The sequence below is a fragment of the Flavobacterium beibuense genome, from assembly GCF_004151245.1.
GTDB classification, from domain to species: Bacteria; Bacteroidota; Bacteroidia; order Flavobacteriales; family Flavobacteriaceae; genus Flavobacterium; species Flavobacterium beibuense_A.
Map to the genome: position 1 here is coordinate 44337 of NZ_JUIW01000010.1, position 16823 is coordinate 61159.

The 16823-nt window shown below is 38.3% G+C and carries 15 protein-coding genes; 9 read left to right on the forward strand and 6 right to left on the reverse strand.

Annotation, left to right across the window (positions count from 1 at the left end; all coding sequences use genetic code 11):
• Positions 1-41: 41 nt before the first annotated feature.
• Entirely contained in the window at positions 42-539 is a 498-nt protein-coding gene (locus tag NU09_RS14060) for a hypothetical protein (RefSeq protein WP_129751939.1), read from the forward strand.
• An 8-nt stretch (positions 540-547) separates the two neighbouring features.
• Positions 548-1003 carry a DinB family protein gene (locus tag NU09_RS14065; RefSeq protein ID WP_129751940.1) on the forward strand — a complete coding sequence of 152 codons (456 nt, stop codon included), beginning with the start codon at positions 548-550 and terminating at the stop codon, positions 1001-1003.
• Here the strand turns inward: NU09_RS14065 and NU09_RS14070 are convergent.
• Positions 1000-1788: a DUF3298 and DUF4163 domain-containing protein gene (locus NU09_RS14070; protein WP_129751941.1), complete on the reverse strand. Its 789-nt coding sequence runs from the start codon at positions 1786-1788 to the stop codon at positions 1000-1002. The two genes, NU09_RS14065 and NU09_RS14070, sit on opposite strands and share 4 nt — an antisense overlap.
• A gap of 101 nt (positions 1789-1889) precedes the next feature.
• Here NU09_RS14070 and NU09_RS14075 point away from each other — a divergent pair, with 101 nt between their 5' ends.
• The 4 genes from NU09_RS14075 (at position 1890) to recO (ending at position 7625) form a co-directional block, all read left to right on the forward strand.
• On the forward strand, positions 1890-3032 hold the full coding sequence (locus tag NU09_RS14075) for a cystathionine gamma-synthase (protein ID WP_129751942.1): 1143 nt from the start codon (positions 1890-1892) through the stop codon (positions 3030-3032).
• A 140-nt stretch (positions 3033-3172) separates the two neighbouring features.
• On the forward strand, positions 3173-4516 hold the full coding sequence (gene gdhA / locus NU09_RS14080) for an NADP-specific glutamate dehydrogenase (protein ID WP_129751943.1): 1344 nt from the start codon (positions 3173-3175) through the stop codon (positions 4514-4516).
• A 120-nt stretch (positions 4517-4636) separates the two neighbouring features.
• Complete coding sequence (locus NU09_RS14085) at positions 4637-6907, forward strand: T9SS type A sorting domain-containing protein (protein ID WP_129751944.1); 2271 nt, start codon at positions 4637-4639, stop codon at positions 6905-6907.
• Positions 6908-6911: 4 nt separating this feature from the next.
• Positions 6912-7625, forward strand: coding sequence for a DNA repair protein RecO (recO, locus tag NU09_RS14090; RefSeq protein ID WP_129751945.1), 714 nt, complete (start codon positions 6912-6914; stop codon positions 7623-7625).
• On the opposite strand, the gene NU09_RS14095 is transcribed toward recO, so the two are convergent.
• The 5 genes from NU09_RS14095 to NU09_RS14115 form a co-directional block, all read right to left on the reverse strand.
• Positions 7622-8329, reverse strand: a complete 708-nt coding sequence (locus NU09_RS14095) for a DsbA family protein (RefSeq protein WP_129751946.1) — start codon at positions 8327-8329, stop codon at positions 7622-7624. The genes recO and NU09_RS14095 overlap by 4 nt on opposite strands.
• Before the next feature lie 20 nt (positions 8330-8349).
• Positions 8350-9267 carry an alpha/beta hydrolase gene (locus NU09_RS14100; RefSeq protein WP_129751947.1) on the reverse strand — a complete coding sequence of 306 codons (918 nt, stop codon included), beginning with the start codon at positions 9265-9267 and terminating at the stop codon, positions 8350-8352.
• A 109-nt stretch (positions 9268-9376) separates the two neighbouring features.
• Positions 9377-10774: a T9SS type A sorting domain-containing protein gene (locus NU09_RS14105; RefSeq protein WP_129751948.1), complete on the reverse strand. Its 1398-nt coding sequence runs from the start codon at positions 10772-10774 to the stop codon at positions 9377-9379.
• Between the two features lie 113 nt (positions 10775-10887).
• Positions 10888-11673, reverse strand: a complete 786-nt coding sequence (locus NU09_RS14110; protein ID WP_129751949.1) for a sterol desaturase family protein — start codon at positions 11671-11673, stop codon at positions 10888-10890.
• A complete protein-coding gene (locus NU09_RS14115; RefSeq protein ID WP_129751950.1) occupies positions 11670-12068 on the reverse strand; it encodes a hypothetical protein in 399 nt (132 codons plus the stop codon). Before NU09_RS14115 ends, NU09_RS14110 begins: the two co-directional genes overlap by 4 nt.
• A gap of 134 nt (positions 12069-12202) precedes the next feature.
• Here NU09_RS14115 and ileS point away from each other — a divergent pair, with 134 nt between their 5' ends.
• The 3 genes from ileS to NU09_RS14130 all read left to right on the forward strand — a co-directional run bounded on the left by ileS (position 12203) and on the right by NU09_RS14130 (position 16823).
• Entirely contained in the window at positions 12203-15604 is a 3402-nt protein-coding gene (gene ileS, locus NU09_RS14120; RefSeq protein WP_129751951.1) for an isoleucine--tRNA ligase, read from the forward strand.
• Between the two features lie 7 nt (positions 15605-15611).
• Positions 15612-15995: a TraR/DksA family transcriptional regulator gene (locus tag NU09_RS14125; RefSeq protein ID WP_129751952.1), complete on the forward strand. Its 384-nt coding sequence runs from the start codon at positions 15612-15614 to the stop codon at positions 15993-15995.
• A 207-nt stretch (positions 15996-16202) separates the two neighbouring features.
• A complete protein-coding gene (locus tag NU09_RS14130; protein ID WP_129751953.1) occupies positions 16203-16823 on the forward strand; it encodes a lipoprotein signal peptidase in 621 nt (206 codons plus the stop codon).

The window sequence follows — 16823 nt, forward strand, 5'->3', positions numbered from 1 at the left end:
AATTCTACTAAAAAAGTAGAGTAAAGACTATTAATAAAACAATGGATATTTCTGATTTAAATATAAGGGAACAGCAGCTAATAGGAGCTTTATGTATTATCTCCTTTTGTCAAAAATATGAGATATATCATGAAGATATTCAGGAGTTCGCGGATCATTTATTGAATATACTGATTGCAGATAATTTGCCTGACTGGGAAGGCGAAGGGTTAAAGTTGGAAATTATAGGAAGGGGAGAACCTGTGTCACAGTCAGTTGAAAATAGTATCCCTCTAAAACTTAGAGATGATTTTCAGAAACTTGTAAATAATGCCTCTGAAATTGGTATTGTCGATATGTATGGAGCCAATACTCCCGCTCCTTTTTGGGCAGCTCAGCAATGTACGGCAATTTTAGCTAAACATAAGATAGAAGTTGCATTGTCTCAGGAGTTTTTAAATGATACAAGTACAGACAGGTGGGGAGAAGTTTGGGATGCTGAAAAGTTTAATGATTTAAAGAGATATTTACAAAGATATAAACAGGATAAACTTATATAAATTAATCAATGGAAACCACTTTTAAAATAACCCGTACCAGCAGGGAGATATATGCAAAATGGCTGGAAAAATATTCGTTAGAGCAGTTAAATAAAATACCTCAGGGCTTTAGCAATAACCTGATATGGAATATAGGCCATATTGTGGTTTCACAACAATTATTGGTTTATGCAGGGTCTTACCAGCCCATGATGGTAAGTGAGGAAATGCTCGCCAAATACAGGAGAGGCAGCAAGCCTGAAGGCGATGTAACACAGCAGGAAGTAAATGAAATAAAAAATCTTCTGTTTACTACAATAGAGAAAACAGAAGATGATTATAAAAAAGGTTTATTTACATCATATAACGAAAGGACTTCCGAACTTGGATTTTTGCTTTCTTCAACAGAAATGGCTATCGACTTCAATAATTATCATGAAGCCATCCATTTAGGTATAATGATGCAGATAAAAAAGTTTATTTAAGTTTTAAAAAACTCATCAATTTCGCTATAGGGTAAAAAGAGTTCTTTTTGCCCTTCGGCGTACGATGATATTTCATACGAATTGTAAAAAAGCAATAACCCGTTTTCCTTAAAGAAGATATTTAACGGAAGCGCAAACTTGTCGTCTTCAAATAAAAGGCCGGTAGCATTTATCGATTTGCCTGCCGGGATTTTAAATTTCTCTCTGAATTTCTTTTCGGCATATTGCCTAAAAGCGCTTACATCGGTAAAAATATCTTCATACTTAAGGCTTTTACCTGTTTTTGCGTCAAAAATTAAAGACCTGTTGCCTTCATACCCGTGAGCACCACCTGTAAAAGTATAGTTGTTAAGTTTTATGTTTATAATACTGTCGGTCTTATAATCTACAGATCCGATTATTTTAGCCTCAAAGCCCGTCATTACATCATCTGGGAACTCCTTTTTCAGTTCTTCATACGATCCCATAAAGGAAGCCATAAGGTCTTCATAGTTTGCCGCTTTATAAGGTGTTTCGCCAAAGTAAACTATTCCTCTTACAGTATTAAATACCTTATTGTTAATGCTGTCTGCCACCACAGGTACATTTTCAGCCTCGGGAACTTTTATAGAAACACTAGGGCAATAATCATCACATGGCAGTGATGTTTTTTTATAGTAGGTTTTTGTAGTGAATGCCAGTACAGGGGTTTCCTCGGTTAGCGGTTCTTCATCATTGTTTTTCTTGTCCTTGCCACAGCTAAAAAGCATAAATGCGGCTAATAGTAAGGTTAAGTGTTTTGCCATGTTAATAATGTTATTGTTTTGCAAAAGGTTAATATCCTTATACAGGGTCAACTAAATTACAGTAAATTTGCCTACTGTACGGATAAAGAATATTTAATTATATGAAATTTAACACAAAAACCATTCATGGCGGACAACACCCTGACCCTTCTACAGGAGCAGTAATGCCGCCGGTATATCAAACTTCTACTTTTGCACAAAAAAGCCCGGGAGTACATACAGGATATGAATACAGCCGAGCTGCCAACCCTACAAGAACAGCACTTGAAGATGCTTTAGCAAGCATAGAGAACGGTGTGCGCGGACTTGCATTTTCATCGGGTCTTGCAGCGACCGACTGTGTAATGAAACTGCTTAAGCCTGGTGATGAGGTTATCGCTATGGACGATCTTTATGGTGGTACTTACAGGATGTTTACAAGAATTTATCAGGATTTTGGTATCAATTTCCATTTTGTGGATATGAACGATATTGATAAATTTAAGTCACTGATTAATGAAAAGACGAAGCTGGTGTGGGTAGAAACCCCAACAAACCCGCTTATGAAGCTTGCCGATATTGAGGCAATCGCTAAAATAACCAAAGAGAAAAACATTCTTTTTGCGGTAGATAACACTTTTGCAACGCCGTACCTTCAAAGGCCTCTTGATATGGGTGCCGATATTGTTATGCACTCGGCTACAAAATATCTGGGCGGGCATAGTGATGTTATTGCCGGTGCACTTATAACTAAAGATGAGGCACTAGGCGAAAAACTACACTTTTCTCAATTTGCAACAGGAGGTACCTTAGGTCCTCAGGATTCTTATCTTGTATTGCGCGGTATTAAAACCCTGCATTTAAGAATGGAGCGCCACTGTGAAAACGGAGAGAAAGTTGCTAATTTCCTTAGCAGCCATCCAAAAGTTAAAACGGTTTACTATCCGGGGCTTGAAAGCCATCCTTTCCATGAAATTGCCAAAAAGCAGATGCAGGGCGGTTTTGGAGGAATGGTATCATTCACTTTTGAATCGGGTAAAAAGGAAGACGCAATTAAATTCCTAGAGAGTGTTAGGGTATTTACACTTGCTGAATCGTTAGGAGGAGTAGAATCTCTTGCTAACCACCCGGCTTTAATGACACATGCATCGATTCCGGAAGATAAAAGAAAGGAAATTGGTATTACGGACGACCTTGTGAGGCTTAGTGTAGGGGTAGAGGATATAGAAGATTTACTGGAAGACATACGCCAGGCACTGGGTTAAGAGCTTCATTTTTAAATGTTTTTGGTCTTAAAAGCATAAAGTATTTGAAATCAAAACCCTAAGTGTTTTTTTAATAGAAAAATGTATATTTGCGCCGTTAACGAAAACGTTTTCTTAAATATTAAAAACTTATAATAATTATGAGTGGAAGCATAGAAACTTTTATAGATTCAGTTTCAAAAAGAAACCCAAATGAGCCGGAGTTCCTGCAGGCAGTAAGAGAAGTTGCCGAAACAGTTATTCCTTTTATTGAGAACAACCCTAAATACCAGGGCAAAATGCTTTTGGAAAGAATGGTTGAGGCAGAGAGAGTAGTAATGTTTCGTGTAAACTGGCTTGACGATAAAGGCCAGATTCAGGTAAACAGAGGATACAGGATACAAATGAATTCGGCGATAGGCCCTTACAAAGGAGGTCTTCGTTTCCACCCATCTGTAAATCTTAGTATTTTAAAATTCCTGGCGTTTGAGCAAACATTTAAAAACAGCTTAACCACATTGCCAATGGGCGGTGGTAAAGGTGGTTCTGATTTTGATCCTAAAGGAAAATCTGATAACGAAATCATGAAATTCTGCCAGAGCTTCATGACTGAGCTTGCAAAACACATAGGTCCTGATACAGACGTGCCTGCCGGTGATATAGGCGTTGGCGGACGTGAAGTAGGTTACCTGTTTGGCCAATACAAAAGATTAAGAAATGAATTTACAGGAGTACTTACCGGTAAAGGTATCACTTTTGGAGGTTCATTAATCCGTCCGGAAGCTACAGGTTACGGATGTGTATACTTTGCACAGAGTATGCTAGCTACAAGAGACGAAAGCTTTATCGGTAAAACGGTAGTTATTTCGGGTTCTGGTAACGTGGCGCAATATGCTGCTGAAAAAGCAATGCAGCTTGGAGGTAAAGTAGTTACTTTCTCAGATTCTTCAGGGTATATTTATGATACTGAAGGGTTTAACGAAGAGAAACTGGCTTATGTAATGGAAATTAAGAACGTAAATTACGGAAGAATAAGCGAATATCTTAACAGGTATCCTGAGGCTAAATTTGTTGCCAACGGTAAACCTTGGGAAGTTAAGTGTGATGTTGCATTACCATGTGCTACACAAAACGAACTTAACGGTGAAGAGGCAAAAATGCTTGTAGAGAATGGTTGTCATTGTGTGGCAGAAGGTGCTAACATGCCTTCTACGCCGGAAGCTGTTGAAGTTTTCCACAAGGCAAAAATTTTATTTGCCCCGGGTAAAGCGTCAAATGCCGGAGGTGTTGCTACTTCAGGACTTGAAATGTCTCAAAACTCACTTCGTTTAAGTTGGACAAGAGAGGAAGTTGATGAAAGACTTAAAGGTATTATGGCTAACATCCACGCTTCATGCCTTGCTTATGGTACAGAAGAAAACGGTTTTATTGACTATGTAAAAGGAGCTAACATTGCAGGCTTTGTAAAAGTTGCTGATGCTATGCTGGCACAGGGAGTAGTATAATAATTACCCAAATCAAATATTTAAGAGCCCTTCAAAGTTAAATGAAGGGCTTTTTTTATAAAGGGTATACAAAAAAAAGGATAAAAGCGTTTTACCTATATTTGCTGTAAATTATCATTAATGAAAAGGGTTTTTGCCATACTGCTGTTTTTAACTTGTTCAGTGGCTTTTTCACAGGCTAATCAGCTGTGGAAGAGTTATTTTTCCTATAATCGTATTATTGACATTACCAATAGCCCAAGCAGGGTGTTTGCAGCAGGCGAATATGCTGTTTTTTCAAAGAACGTACTAACTAATGATTTAAGTACATTTACATCTGTAGACGGGCTTAAATCGGAGTCGATTACAGCAATATACCACAGTAATGCATACGGCAAAACACTTGTGGGTAACTCAAACGGTTTGCTTATAGTTGTTAATCAGGACAATTCAATACTTAATGTTATAGATATAGTTGAAGAAACTACAATAGCTCAAAACAAGAAGAAAATAAACGGAATTTATGAATATGAAGGAAAAGCTTACATATCCTGTGATTTCGGTATCTCAGTATTTAATCTTCAGACCCTTGAATTTGGAGATACTTATTATTTAGGTCCTAATGGTGCCGAAATACCTGTACAGCAATGTGCGGTTTATAATGGTTATATTTATGCCTCTACAGCTGAAAACGGTATAAGAAGAGCGATTTATACCAATCCTAATCTTAATGATTTTAATCAGTGGAGCGAGTTCACTCCGGGGCAATTTACAGGAATAGCATCTTTTGCGGGTAATTTATTTGCTTCAGATAATTCTGGTGTTGTTTACAGGCTTTTAAATGAATCCTTTTCTTTTTTTGCACAATTTCCCAGTTCGGTAAACGAATTAAGGTCTTCAGGGGGATATCTTATAGCTATGGGTGGGAATGTTATAAATATATACAATGAGCAGCTTATGCACATGTATACCATTAATTATATTCCCGGGGAATCGCTCAATTTTACGTGTGCTACTATCTTAAATGAGAAGATTTATATAGGTACTTATGAAAAGGGTGTGTTTACAAGCTTTTTAAATGATTTGAATTATTATGAAAATATAACTCCTGACGGACCCTTACAAAACAGCATTTTCTCCTTAAAAATGGCTACTGGAAATCTTTGGGCTGTATACGGAGGATATAATTTCTATTACACTCCGGATTATTCGTTAAATGGTATAAGTAAACTAACTGAAAATGGTTGGTTTCATATATCGCCTTCGGATGTTTTAGGAGCCCGGTCTCTTTCTGCCATTACCGTTAACCCGTCAAATCAAAATCAGGTTTATATAGCCTCACATCAGTCAGGATTATTAAGGGTGAATGATGATGTGCCTGATATGTTGTATACTAATACTAACACTGGTCAAAATGGTTTACAGGCAATAGGTAATAATTCTATTAGGGTAAACGGGCCTGCTTTTGATAAAAACGGAAATGTATGGGTAACGAATGCTCTTGTTGATAAGCCTTTAAAGAGAATGTCTTCCGGAGGGCAATGGGTTTCCTATAGTTTTGTGGATGTTACTTCAGCTCCTTCATCCGATAGTTACGGAAAGATGGTTATAGATAAGAACGGTACAAAATGGGTTCCTACAGTAAATAACGGAATTGTGGCGTTTAACGAAACCCTTGGTAACAAGTTTATAGTAATAGATGATAATACGGGTAACTTACCTACTTCTTATGTAAAATGTCTGACGATTGACAATCGTAACCAATTATGGATAGGAACTATAAGAGGATTAAGGGTACTTTCAAGTGTAGAACGTTTTGTAAGTGAAAACCAGCTAACCACAAACGCAATTATAATAATTGAAGACGATCTTGCCCAGGAATTAATGTATGAGCAGGTTATAAATGAAATTGAAGTAGATGGTTCCAATAATAAATGGATAGCCACTGCAGGTGCAGGAGCATTTTTGGTATCGCCAAACGGACAGGAAACCCTTGCACATTTTACAAAGGATAATTCGCCTTTACCTAGTAATTCTGTTTATGATATAGAAATTAACGGTGTTACAGGAGAAGTTTTCTTTGCTACAGATAAAGGCATGGTGTCTTATTTAGGGACATCTACAGCTGCCGAAGATAACCTTAATAATGTTTATGTGTTTCCTAATCCCGTACGCCCGGGGTTTGAGGGAGAAGTAAACATTAGCGGGTTAATGAATAAGGTAAACCTTAAGATTACGGATATAGAAGGTAACCTAGTGTATGAAACTACTTCACAGGGAGGTACAGTAACCTGGGATACTACTGCTTTTGGTAAGTACAGGGTAGCTTCGGGTGTTTATATGATATTTATATCATCTGAAGACGGCACTCAAACCAAAGTGAAAAAGGTAATGATTATAAGAGGGGAGTAATAAGGTGCTGGTAAAAACAAAAGCCATAGTGATAAGCTCACTTCGCTATCAGGAAAAAAGCCTGATCGTGAAGTGCTTTACCGAAAGTGACGGACTAAAATCCTATTTTATAAGGGATGCTTTCTCTACCCGTAAAAACACTCAGAAAATAGCTTTTTTTCAGCCGCTTAATATATTGGAAATAGAGGCTGCACATAAAAATAAAGGCAGCCTGGAATATTTTAAGGAAGTTAAGCTGGCACATCCGTATTATACCGTCAATACCGATATTACAAAAACTACCATTGTTATCTTTCTTTCAGAAATACTGCATCACTGCATACGCGAGGAGGAAAAGAACGAAAGCCTTTATCATTTTCTGGAAACAGCACTTTTGTGGTTTGACAGCCATGATGAGGTTGCTAATTTCCATTTGATACTTATGATGGAAATAACAAAATTCCTGGGATTTTTTCCGGAACGCCCTCAAAATGAAAACGACTTCTTTGAAATGACTGAAGGGGTTTTTACCCCATATCAGTCAATAAGCTGTCTCTCTATAGAGGAAACGAATCTTTTTAAAAGGCTTATACAGTTAAAACTGGATAATAGTATAAAAAGTTTTCATGTAAGCGAACGCCAGACGTTGCTCAAAATACTTTTAGATTACTACGCTTTCCACCTGGACGGCTTTAAAAGGCCAAAATCGCTTGATGTACTGAAGGAAATATTCAGTTAATCACAATTCCCTTCAGTGTCGCAGCTTTGTCCTTTAATGGTCTCAAAATTGTTTTTAGGCTGTGTTGCCTGCCATTCTTCAAAGGCTTTATCCAACGTCTCGGTAAATGCCCTGCTTTCCTGAGCTCCGGAAACGGCATATTTTCGGTTAAACACAAAAAAAGGTACTCCGCGTATGCCTAACTGCTGTGCTTCGTTTATATCGGCAACAACATCGTTGGCAAACTCACCGTTATTCATTGCATCAGCCAGTTTATTTGCGTCTAGGCCAAGTTCTATGGCAAGAAGCATAAGTATTTGTGCATCATCAATATTTTTTCCTTCTGTAAAATAAGCCCTGAAGAGTTTTTCCTCTGCCTCATTCTGTTTTCCGTATTTTTTGGCAAAATGTAAAAAACGGTGGGCGTTAAAACTGTTAGCCGGTATGGCACGGTCAAAATCATAAATCAATCCTGCCTGGGCAGCCATATTGGTTACATAATCGTTCATGCCTTTGGCTTCTTCCAGGCTAATGTTTTTATGTTCGGCTAAAAATTGATGTATGTTTTTTGTCGGGTCTGTTTTAAGTTCAGGTGAAAGCAAAAAGCTTTTCCATTCTATCTCTACATCATTCCTGCCTTCAAAACCGGCAAGTGCCTCTTCAAATCTTCTTTTGCCTATGTAGCAAAAGGGACACATAATGTCACTCCATATTTCTATTTTCATCACTCTAAAATTAGACCGAGTTAATCACAAAAACTATACCTGTTAGGCTTTTTACACTCCTTATTTGTTGAAATTATGATATGCGACTGTTCTTTTTTGCCGTTTAAAGTGTTGTTCATAAAATCTACCACCGTTTGAGGGTCTTTACTAAACAGCTCGTCGCTGTATTCGTGTCCGCCATTGCAGTAGGTAACAAGTTTTATGTTGCCGTCAAGGTCAATAATATGATTGTAAATGGAGTAGGAGCCAAAAAGCATTAGCCAGCCTGATGCGTTAGTAGGGCAATAATGGTGGGCGGCTGTACCATAAGGAACCGTTGGGTCGCAACTACCATGAAAAAGAAGTGTAGGTATTACAGTTTCTTTTGTAATAAGATTAAGATCCATAATGGCTCCTGCACCGGATATTACCCCCGCATACTTAAAATTGTCAGGAAGTTTGTCAGGATAAATGCTCATAAGGTCTCTGTTCCAGTAAGCCGCATGCAAAACGGTTTCTGCTCCCGCACTGCTCCCGGAAATGAATATTTTAGAAGTATCTATATTGTATTTTTCACTGTTCTTAATAAAGAAAAGGGTGGCCTGCCATAGTTGGTTTGCAGCTATTTGAAAAGCCTTTACTTTTTCGGATAAAATGCCGTCGCAGCTAAATTTTTTGTCTTTCATGTACAGGGTGTAGCTTATTGATGCTGCCACATAACCCTGAGATGCTGCGTGTTTTGCTATGTGGTGCCCCCATTCACGATTGCCTACTGCAAAGCCACCACCATGTACGTGTATAAGTAAGGGACTTTTTTCTTTTCCCTGTTTTTTAGGCAGGAAAAGATCCAGTTCCAGCTTGGTTGAATCGTTTACAAAATAGGTTAGGGTTTTAAATTCCTGTGCTTTTGCTGTAATGGAAAGTGCCATTACAAACAGCATTAATAGGTATTTTTTCATGATTTAGATACGGTTTGGTACAAACTTACATAAATATGAAAATCAATGAGAAGATGTTAACTAAAAAAGCCTCCGGTATTACCGAAGGCTTTCAATAAATCTGATATTTTTAGTTCTTAACTACTTTTATGGTTTTTGAGCTTTTTGTGCTGGTATTAATTTCAATAAAGTAGATGCCGGAAGCAGTATCATTTAGGTCAATGCTCATGTTTTTAGAATTGTTAAACGCCAAATTTTTAATAAGCTGTCCGGTAATGTTGTATACGTTTACATCTGTTTTTCCAAAATCTTCAGTTCCTGATATAGTAACTAATCCGTTTGTTGGGTTAGGATACAGGGTGAAATCTTCGATTGTAAAATCCTGATTTTGCAGTTCCCAAAGGCATTCACCTTCTACCATTACAGGTGATGTTATTACATCTCCATTTAAGTTAAAGCCTAATGTATTATCATAGTTATGACCCCATACCCATAAAGATCCGTCTGTTTTAAGCCCTACTGAAAAATCTCCGGTGCCATAATAATAAACCCACTTTTCTTCACTTTCTACCAGGGTAGGGGAGTTTTTACTTTCAGTTGTACCGTCTCCCAATGCGCCATTGGCATTATAACCCCATGTCCAAAGAGTTCCGTCACCTTTTATTGCTCCTGCAAAATAGTCTCCCCTATCAACGCTTTTCCAGGAATCTATTCCTATTTGTACAGGTGTTTGCCTGAAAATATTTGTACCGTCGCCTACGCTTCCGCTGTTATTATGACCCCAAGACCACAATGTTCCGTTGTTTTTTATAGCTGAAGCGCCAAATCCTCCGGCCGATACCTGTATCCAGTTGTTGTCTTCTCCAATTTGAATTGGCGAAACAACAGGTGTATTGGCTCCGTTAGTAAGGGGTAAATTGCCATTATTTCCCCATTCCCATAATGTCCCGTCAGTTTTAAGGGCAAAACACTGTGTAGTGGAAGCTTCAATTTGAGCCCAGTCGGTATCAGTACCTACCTGCGTAGGGACAATAGTTTGTGGAGTAGAAGTGTCAAGAGAACCATTTCCTAATTCTCCGTTTCCATTGCTTCCCCATGTCCATAATGTTCCGTCTTCTTTAATAGCTGCGCTAAAAACATTTCCTGCAGAAATAAATGCCCAGTCATTATCGGTGCCAATCTGTATAGGTGTTGGGTTTGGATTTGAAGTAATTTCATTGTTACCCAGTTGTCCTGAATCATTACGGCCCCATGCCCATAAGGTGTTATCGTTTCTAAGCGCTAAAACATGTCCGTTTCCGGCTTTTATTACTTTCCAGTCGTTATCGTTACCTATTTGTATAGGTGTAGTGACCTGTTCATCCGCACCTCCCACCTGTCCGGAAGAGTTATCTCCCCAACCCCAAATAGTACCATCCGTTTTAATGCCGACAGTAAAACTGCCTCCTGAATCCAGCTGTTTCCAGCATTGTGCGTAAATATTGGTAAGGAATAATAAAGCAACTGCTAAGAGTAGATTTTTTTTCATAAAGTAAGGATTAATAGTGGTTTATAAAGATACATTTTTTTTAATATGAAAACTTCCAGATATAAACCTCCGGAGGCTCCAAAAAGACAGGATATTTGGGTTATGTTAGGTTGTCAAAATTTAGACTTCTTATTTTCAGGTAATAAAGGATTAAGAAGTTGTCCGGTATAATTTTCAGGGAATTCTTCCTGTATGCCATAGGCTTCAGGCTCATGAGGCGGGCAGTAATGGGTTCCGAAAATAATATCCATTAGCGGGCTGATATTGGCATAGTTTCCTGCATCCCTGTCAAGGCTGTGATGCCAGTGATGCAGCTCCGGCGAACCAATAATGTATTTTAACGGACCTATATTGAGCCTTACATTACTATGTATGTATATTGCCCATATACCGCGGAAAGCAATTAAGAGTGCAAGGGAATTAAGATCGAACCCCATAATAAAAGCAGGAAGGTTTATAAGGCCTATAGTGTAAACCGAGTCTAAAGGATGTTCACGATGTGCAGCAAGCCAGTCTAAATGTGGTGCACTATGGTGTACTTTATGAAAGCGCCATAAAAAACCAACCCTGTGCTGCAGGCGGTGTCCCCAATAAATAAGTAAATCGCTAAAAAATATAACCTCTGCAGCCTGAAGCCAGAATGGTTGCGACTGTATTGCCAATTTTATTTCGTGAGGGGTTATACCGCCAATCCAATGCGAAAAATATTTTAGTAAAAGAAGTACAAGACTATTCCAAAGAAGGTATTGTCCTAAAAAGAAGCATAGGTCGAGTTTCCACTGTTTACGGAAAATCTTTTGACCCTGTTTTGCAGGAAATACTTTTTCCATTGGTATAAAAACGAGGGAAAGGAATATAAAGCTTATTCCGGCTATGGATAATAACTCAGGAAAATTCATGGTTTGGTCTTTTTATCCTGTATCTCTTTCACAGTGTCAGCTGTTTTTTCCTGTTTCGTTATTATAGCTGTTTTTGAGCCCAACATCAATAGTTTTTTTCTTAGTTCTTCTTTTTGCTTAACTGAGTCTTGTTTAACTGAATCTTCCTCAATCCTTTTAAAAGGTAATTTTTTCGGGACATAAGTCTTCGAAGAACTCATTATAATAGCATCGACAGAATCTTTTTCTGCCTGTGTAAGGCTGTCTGTCTGGTTGCTGACTTTTCCCCCGTTTGGGCTACCATTAAAATTCATGTTGCTTTTTGAGGAATACCCCGACTGGTGATATACAAATGCTGTTATCCCGCAAAAGAAGATAAGGAGGGCTGCTGTTTTAGGTAGAATTTTATTTTTCATAAGAGTAAAGTGTGTATGGTAAATATAAATATTTTAATGATAACGTTTGAGTTGCCCATATTATGATACAGATGCCCGCCTCTCAAAAAAAAAATCATTACATTCGCAGATTGATTTTTTAGAATGCTATTGTAATGAGTAATAAGTTTGCTGAATATAAGGGTCTAGACCTGCCAACAGTTGCTAGTGAGGTCCTTGATTTCTGGAAGAAGGAGAATATTTTTGATAAGAGCGTAACTACCCGTGAGGGTAAGCCTCAGTATGTGTTTTTTGAAGGCCCGCCTTCGGCAAACGGATTGCCGGGTATTCACCACGTTATGGCACGTGCCATTAAAGATATTTTTTGCCGTTATCAAACCCAAAAAGGGTTTCAGGTTAAGCGTAAGGCCGGGTGGGATACTCACGGACTGCCGGTTGAGCTTGGTACCGAAAAGGAACTTGGCATTACTAAAGAAGATATTGGCACTAAAATTACAGTAGAAGAATATAACGAAGCCTGTAAGCGTACCGTTATGCGTTATACCGACATATGGAATGACCTTACCGAGAAAATGGGTTATTGGGTGGATATGGAAGATCCGTATGTTACCTATAAGTCAAAATACATGGAATCGGTATGGTGGTTACTAAAACAGATTTATGATAAAGGCCTTTTATATAAAGGCTATACCATACAGCCTTATTCGCCTAAAGCAGGTACAGGTTTAAGTTCGCACGAGGTGAACCAGCCGGGTGCTTACCGCGATGTTACCGACACTACAATTGTTGCTCAGTTTAAAACTATATCCGATACCCTTCCGGATTTGCTTAAAGGATTTGGTGATGTAGATATCATGGCCTGGACCACTACACCGTGGACCCTGCCAAGTAACACGGCTCTTACTGTAGGGCCTAATATTGATTATGTATTGGTTAAGACTTTTAATCAATATACTTTCCAGCCTACAAATGTAGTGTTGGCTAAAAACCTTATAGGTAAGCAGTTTGGTAAAAACTACTTTGAAAGTGAAGATGCTGCCGACTTTGAAAACTTTAAGGAAGGCGACAAAAAAATTCCATATAAAATACTGGCTGAAGCAAAAGGTAAAGACCTTGTAGGTATTCGCTACGAGCAATTACTTCCTTTAGCACTACCATATCAAAATCCTGAAAATGCATTCCGTGTAATTTCGGGAGACTTCGTTACTACCGAAGACGGTACAGGTATAGTTCACACAGCTCCTACTTTTGGTGCTGATGATGCCAAGGTGGCAAAAGAGGCTAAGCCGGAAGTACCGCCTATGCTTGTTCTTGATGCAAACGGAAACCCGGTGCCATTGGTAGACCTTCAGGGAAGGTTCATTCAGGGGCTTGGAGACCTTTCAGGCAAGTATGTAAAGAATGAGTATTATGATAAAGGGGAAGCGCCTGAAAAATCAGTTGATGTAGAGATTGCTATCCGCCTGAAAGAAGAAAACAAAGCCTTTAAGGTAGAGAAATATGTTCACAGTTATCCGCATAGCTGGAGAACTGATGAGCCATTACTATATTATCCGTTAGACAGCTGGTTTATTCGTGTTACGGATGTTAAGGAAAGAATGTTTGAACTTAACGAGACCATTAACTGGAAGCCTAAGGCGACTGGTGAAGGACGTTTTGGTAACTGGCTTAAAAATGCTAACGACTGGAACCTTTCACGTTCACGTTACTGGGGTATCCCACTTCCTATATGGAGAACAGAGGATAAGACCGAAGAAATGATAATAGGCTCGGCAGAAGAACTTTATAATGAGATAGAAAAAGCTATCGCAGCAGGTGTTATGAGTGAAAATCCGTTTAAAGGATTTGAGCCGGGCAACATGAGCGAAGCAAATTACGATCTTGTGGATCTGCATAAAAATGTGGTAGACAATATTACACTGATATCTCCAGGCGGTAAGCCAATGAATCGTGAAAGCGACCTTATTGACGTTTGGTTTGACAGTGGTGCCATGCCTTATGCACAGTGGCACTATCCTTTTGAAAATAAGGAGCTGATAGATAACCACGGTGCTTATCCTGCCGATTTTATTGCGGAAGGTGTAGACCAGACAAGAGGATGGTTCTATACGCTGCATGCTATAGGTACACTGGTATTTGATCAGGTAGCTTATAAGAATGTTGTAAGTAACGGACTTGTACTGGATAAAAACGGGCAGAAAATGTCTAAGCGTTTAGGTAATGCTGTAGATCCGTTCGAAACTCTTGCAGAATATGGTCCGGATGCTACACGTTGGTACATGATAAGTAACGCTAACCCGTGGGACAACCTTAAATTTGATATTGAAGGTGTGGCCGAAGTAAGACGTAAATTCTTTGGTACACTATATAATACATATTCGTTCTTTGCGTTATATGCCAATATTGATAATTTCAGCTTTGCTGAGCCGGAAGTTCCGTTAAATGAAAGACCGGAAATTGACCGTTGGATATTATCAGAGCTTAACACGCTTATTAAGGATGTAGATAGTTTCTATGCCGATTATGAGCCTACAAAAGCTACCAGGGCGATATCTGACTTTGTTCAGGAAAACCTTAGTAACTGGTATGTAAGATTATGTAGAAGACGTTTCTGGAAAGGGGAATATGCCCAGGATAAAATTGCGGCTTACCAAACACTATATACGTGTCTTGTAACCGTTGCTAAGTTAAGTGCGCCTGTAGCTCCGTTCTTTATGGACAGGCTTTATAAAGATTTAACACAGGCTTCACAAAAAGAGACGTTTGAAAGCGTACATTTGGCCGATTTTCCTCAGTATGCTGATAACTTTGTTGATAAATCGTTAGAAAGCAGAATGGAAAAAGCGCAGACAATTTCCTCTTTAGTACTTTCATTAAGGAAAAAAGAGATGATTAAAGTGCGCCAACCGCTGCAAAAGGTAATGATACCGGTACTTGACGCGAAACAGAAGAGCGAAATAGAGGCCGTTTCAGAGCTTATAAAAGCAGAGGTGAATGTAAAGGAAATAGAACTTATGGACGATGCTTCGGGTGTTTTAGTGAAGCAGGTTAAGCCTAATTTTAAAGTTCTTGGACCAAGGTTTGGGAAAGATATGGGTCTGATTTCCAAAGAGATACAAAATTTCTCACAGGAACAGATTAATGAAATAGAGAGGAACGGAAGCCTGAATGTTGTTATTTCGGGAAAAAGTATTACTTTAACAAACGAAGATATTGAGATTTCTTCGCAGGATATCGAGGGCTGGTTAGTGGCAAATTCTAATGGTATTACAGTAGCGTTAGACATAACCATAACAGATGATTTAAAGAAAGAAGGCATAGCCCGCGAACTGGTAAACAGGATTCAGAATATCAGAAAAGATTCTGGATTTGAAGTTACCGACAGGATAAAAGTTTATTTAAAGGACAACGATACGCTGGAGCAGGCTGTAAAAAGCAACGAAAGCTACATCAAGTCGGAAACCCTTACGGATGAACTTATATTCAACGAAGAGATTGAAAATGGTACAGAAATTGAATTCGATGATATAAAAACACTAGTATTAATTTCAAAATAATTGAAATATGGTAGATGAGCAGCAAATAAGATATTCGGATGCGGACTTAGCAGAGTTTAAGGAGCTTATTACTAAAAAGATAGAAAAAGCAAGAGCTGACCTTGACTTAATTAAAAGTGCCTATATGAATGATTTAAATAACGGTACTGATGATACATCACCTACTTTTAAAGCATTTGAAGAAGGCAGCGAGACTATGTCTAAAGAAGCCAACTCACAGCTTGCTATTCGTCAGGAGAAATTTATTCGTGACCTGAAAAATGCCCTTATCAGGATTGAAAATAAAACCTATGGCATTTGTAAGGTAACAGGTAAACTGATAGGCAAAGAAAGGCTTAAGCTTGTTCCGCACGCTACCATGAGTATCGAGGCAAAAAACATGCAAAGATAAATTTTGATAAAAGGGCTGCTTTTAGCAGCCCTTTCTTTTTATTTTATCACCTTATTTAAACTTTTAATCCGGATTTAAAACCCGTATCCGGATGTGCTTTTTTAGGTTTATTTACTTATAGTAAACCTTTTTGCATTCTATTAACTAAGTTTAGGTAATTATTATTTAATAATTTCATTTATTTTTGCGGGTAAATTTTAAAATAGAATGTCTTTAAAAAGAGCTTATCTTATTGTTATCCTTATACTGATTATAGATCAGGTGTCTAAAATTTATGTAAAAACTCATTTCAGGCTGGATGAAGATCTTCCGGTTATGGGATTAAACTGGTTTAAGATACAATTCATTGAAAATGAAGGTATGGCCTGGGGAGCTGTTATTCCCGGTACTTATGGTAAGCTGATACTAACACTTTTCAGGATAGTGGCTGTAGGCGGTATAGGTTACTGGTTATATGATTCTGTAAAGAAAAGATATTCTAATTATCTTATAGTTGCCATATCCCTTATTTTGGCAGGAGCTTTCGGTAATATTGTTGATTCTGTTTTCTACGGGCTTATTTTTGATTACAGCAGTGAAAGTCACGTAGCTACTGTTTTTTCTGATAAACCGTACGGTACACTATTTCACGGTAAAGTGGTAGATATGTTTTACTTCCCGATATGGAGAGGACATTTGCCTTCATGGCTGCCGTTTTGGGGCGGTCAGGATTTCCTTTTCTTTAATGCCATTTTTAACGTTGCCGATGCAGCTATCTCTGTAGGAGTAGCAGTTCTTATCCTCTTTAATAAAAGGGCATTTGCAAAGCCGGCAGGCGTTACAGAATAA

What these genes read in the sequence shown, in the direction of transcription:
- NU09_RS14065 (WP_129751940.1), top strand. Translation starts at nt 548, where the DNA reads ATGGAAACCACTTTTAAAATAACCCGTACCAGCAGGGAGATATATGCA.
- NU09_RS14105 (WP_129751948.1), bottom strand. Translation starts at nt 10,774, where the DNA reads ATGAAAAAAAATCTACTCTTAGCAGTTGCTTTATTATTCCTTACCAAT.
- ileS (WP_129751951.1), top strand. Translation starts at nt 12,203, where the DNA reads ATGAGTAATAAGTTTGCTGAATATAAGGGTCTAGACCTGCCAACAGTT.
- NU09_RS14085 (WP_129751944.1), top strand. Translation starts at nt 4,637, where the DNA reads ATGAAAAGGGTTTTTGCCATACTGCTGTTTTTAACTTGTTCAGTGGCT.
- NU09_RS14100 (WP_129751947.1), bottom strand. Translation starts at nt 9,267, where the DNA reads ATGAAAAAATACCTATTAATGCTGTTTGTAATGGCACTTTCCATTACA.
- gdhA (WP_129751943.1), top strand. Translation starts at nt 3,173, where the DNA reads ATGAGTGGAAGCATAGAAACTTTTATAGATTCAGTTTCAAAAAGAAAC.
- NU09_RS14125 (WP_129751952.1), top strand. Translation starts at nt 15,612, where the DNA reads ATGGTAGATGAGCAGCAAATAAGATATTCGGATGCGGACTTAGCAGAG.
- NU09_RS14130 (WP_129751953.1), top strand. Translation starts at nt 16,203, where the DNA reads ATGTCTTTAAAAAGAGCTTATCTTATTGTTATCCTTATACTGATTATA.
- NU09_RS14110 (WP_129751949.1), bottom strand. Translation starts at nt 11,673, where the DNA reads ATGAATTTTCCTGAGTTATTATCCATAGCCGGAATAAGCTTTATATTC.
- NU09_RS14060 (WP_129751939.1), top strand. Translation starts at nt 42, where the DNA reads ATGGATATTTCTGATTTAAATATAAGGGAACAGCAGCTAATAGGAGCT.
- NU09_RS14115 (WP_129751950.1), bottom strand. Translation starts at nt 12,068, where the DNA reads ATGAAAAATAAAATTCTACCTAAAACAGCAGCCCTCCTTATCTTCTTT.
- NU09_RS14070 (WP_129751941.1), bottom strand. Translation starts at nt 1,788, where the DNA reads ATGGCAAAACACTTAACCTTACTATTAGCCGCATTTATGCTTTTTAGC.
- NU09_RS14095 (WP_129751946.1), bottom strand. Translation starts at nt 8,329, where the DNA reads ATGAAAATAGAAATATGGAGTGACATTATGTGTCCCTTTTGCTACATA.
- NU09_RS14075 (WP_129751942.1), top strand. Translation starts at nt 1,890, where the DNA reads ATGAAATTTAACACAAAAACCATTCATGGCGGACAACACCCTGACCCT.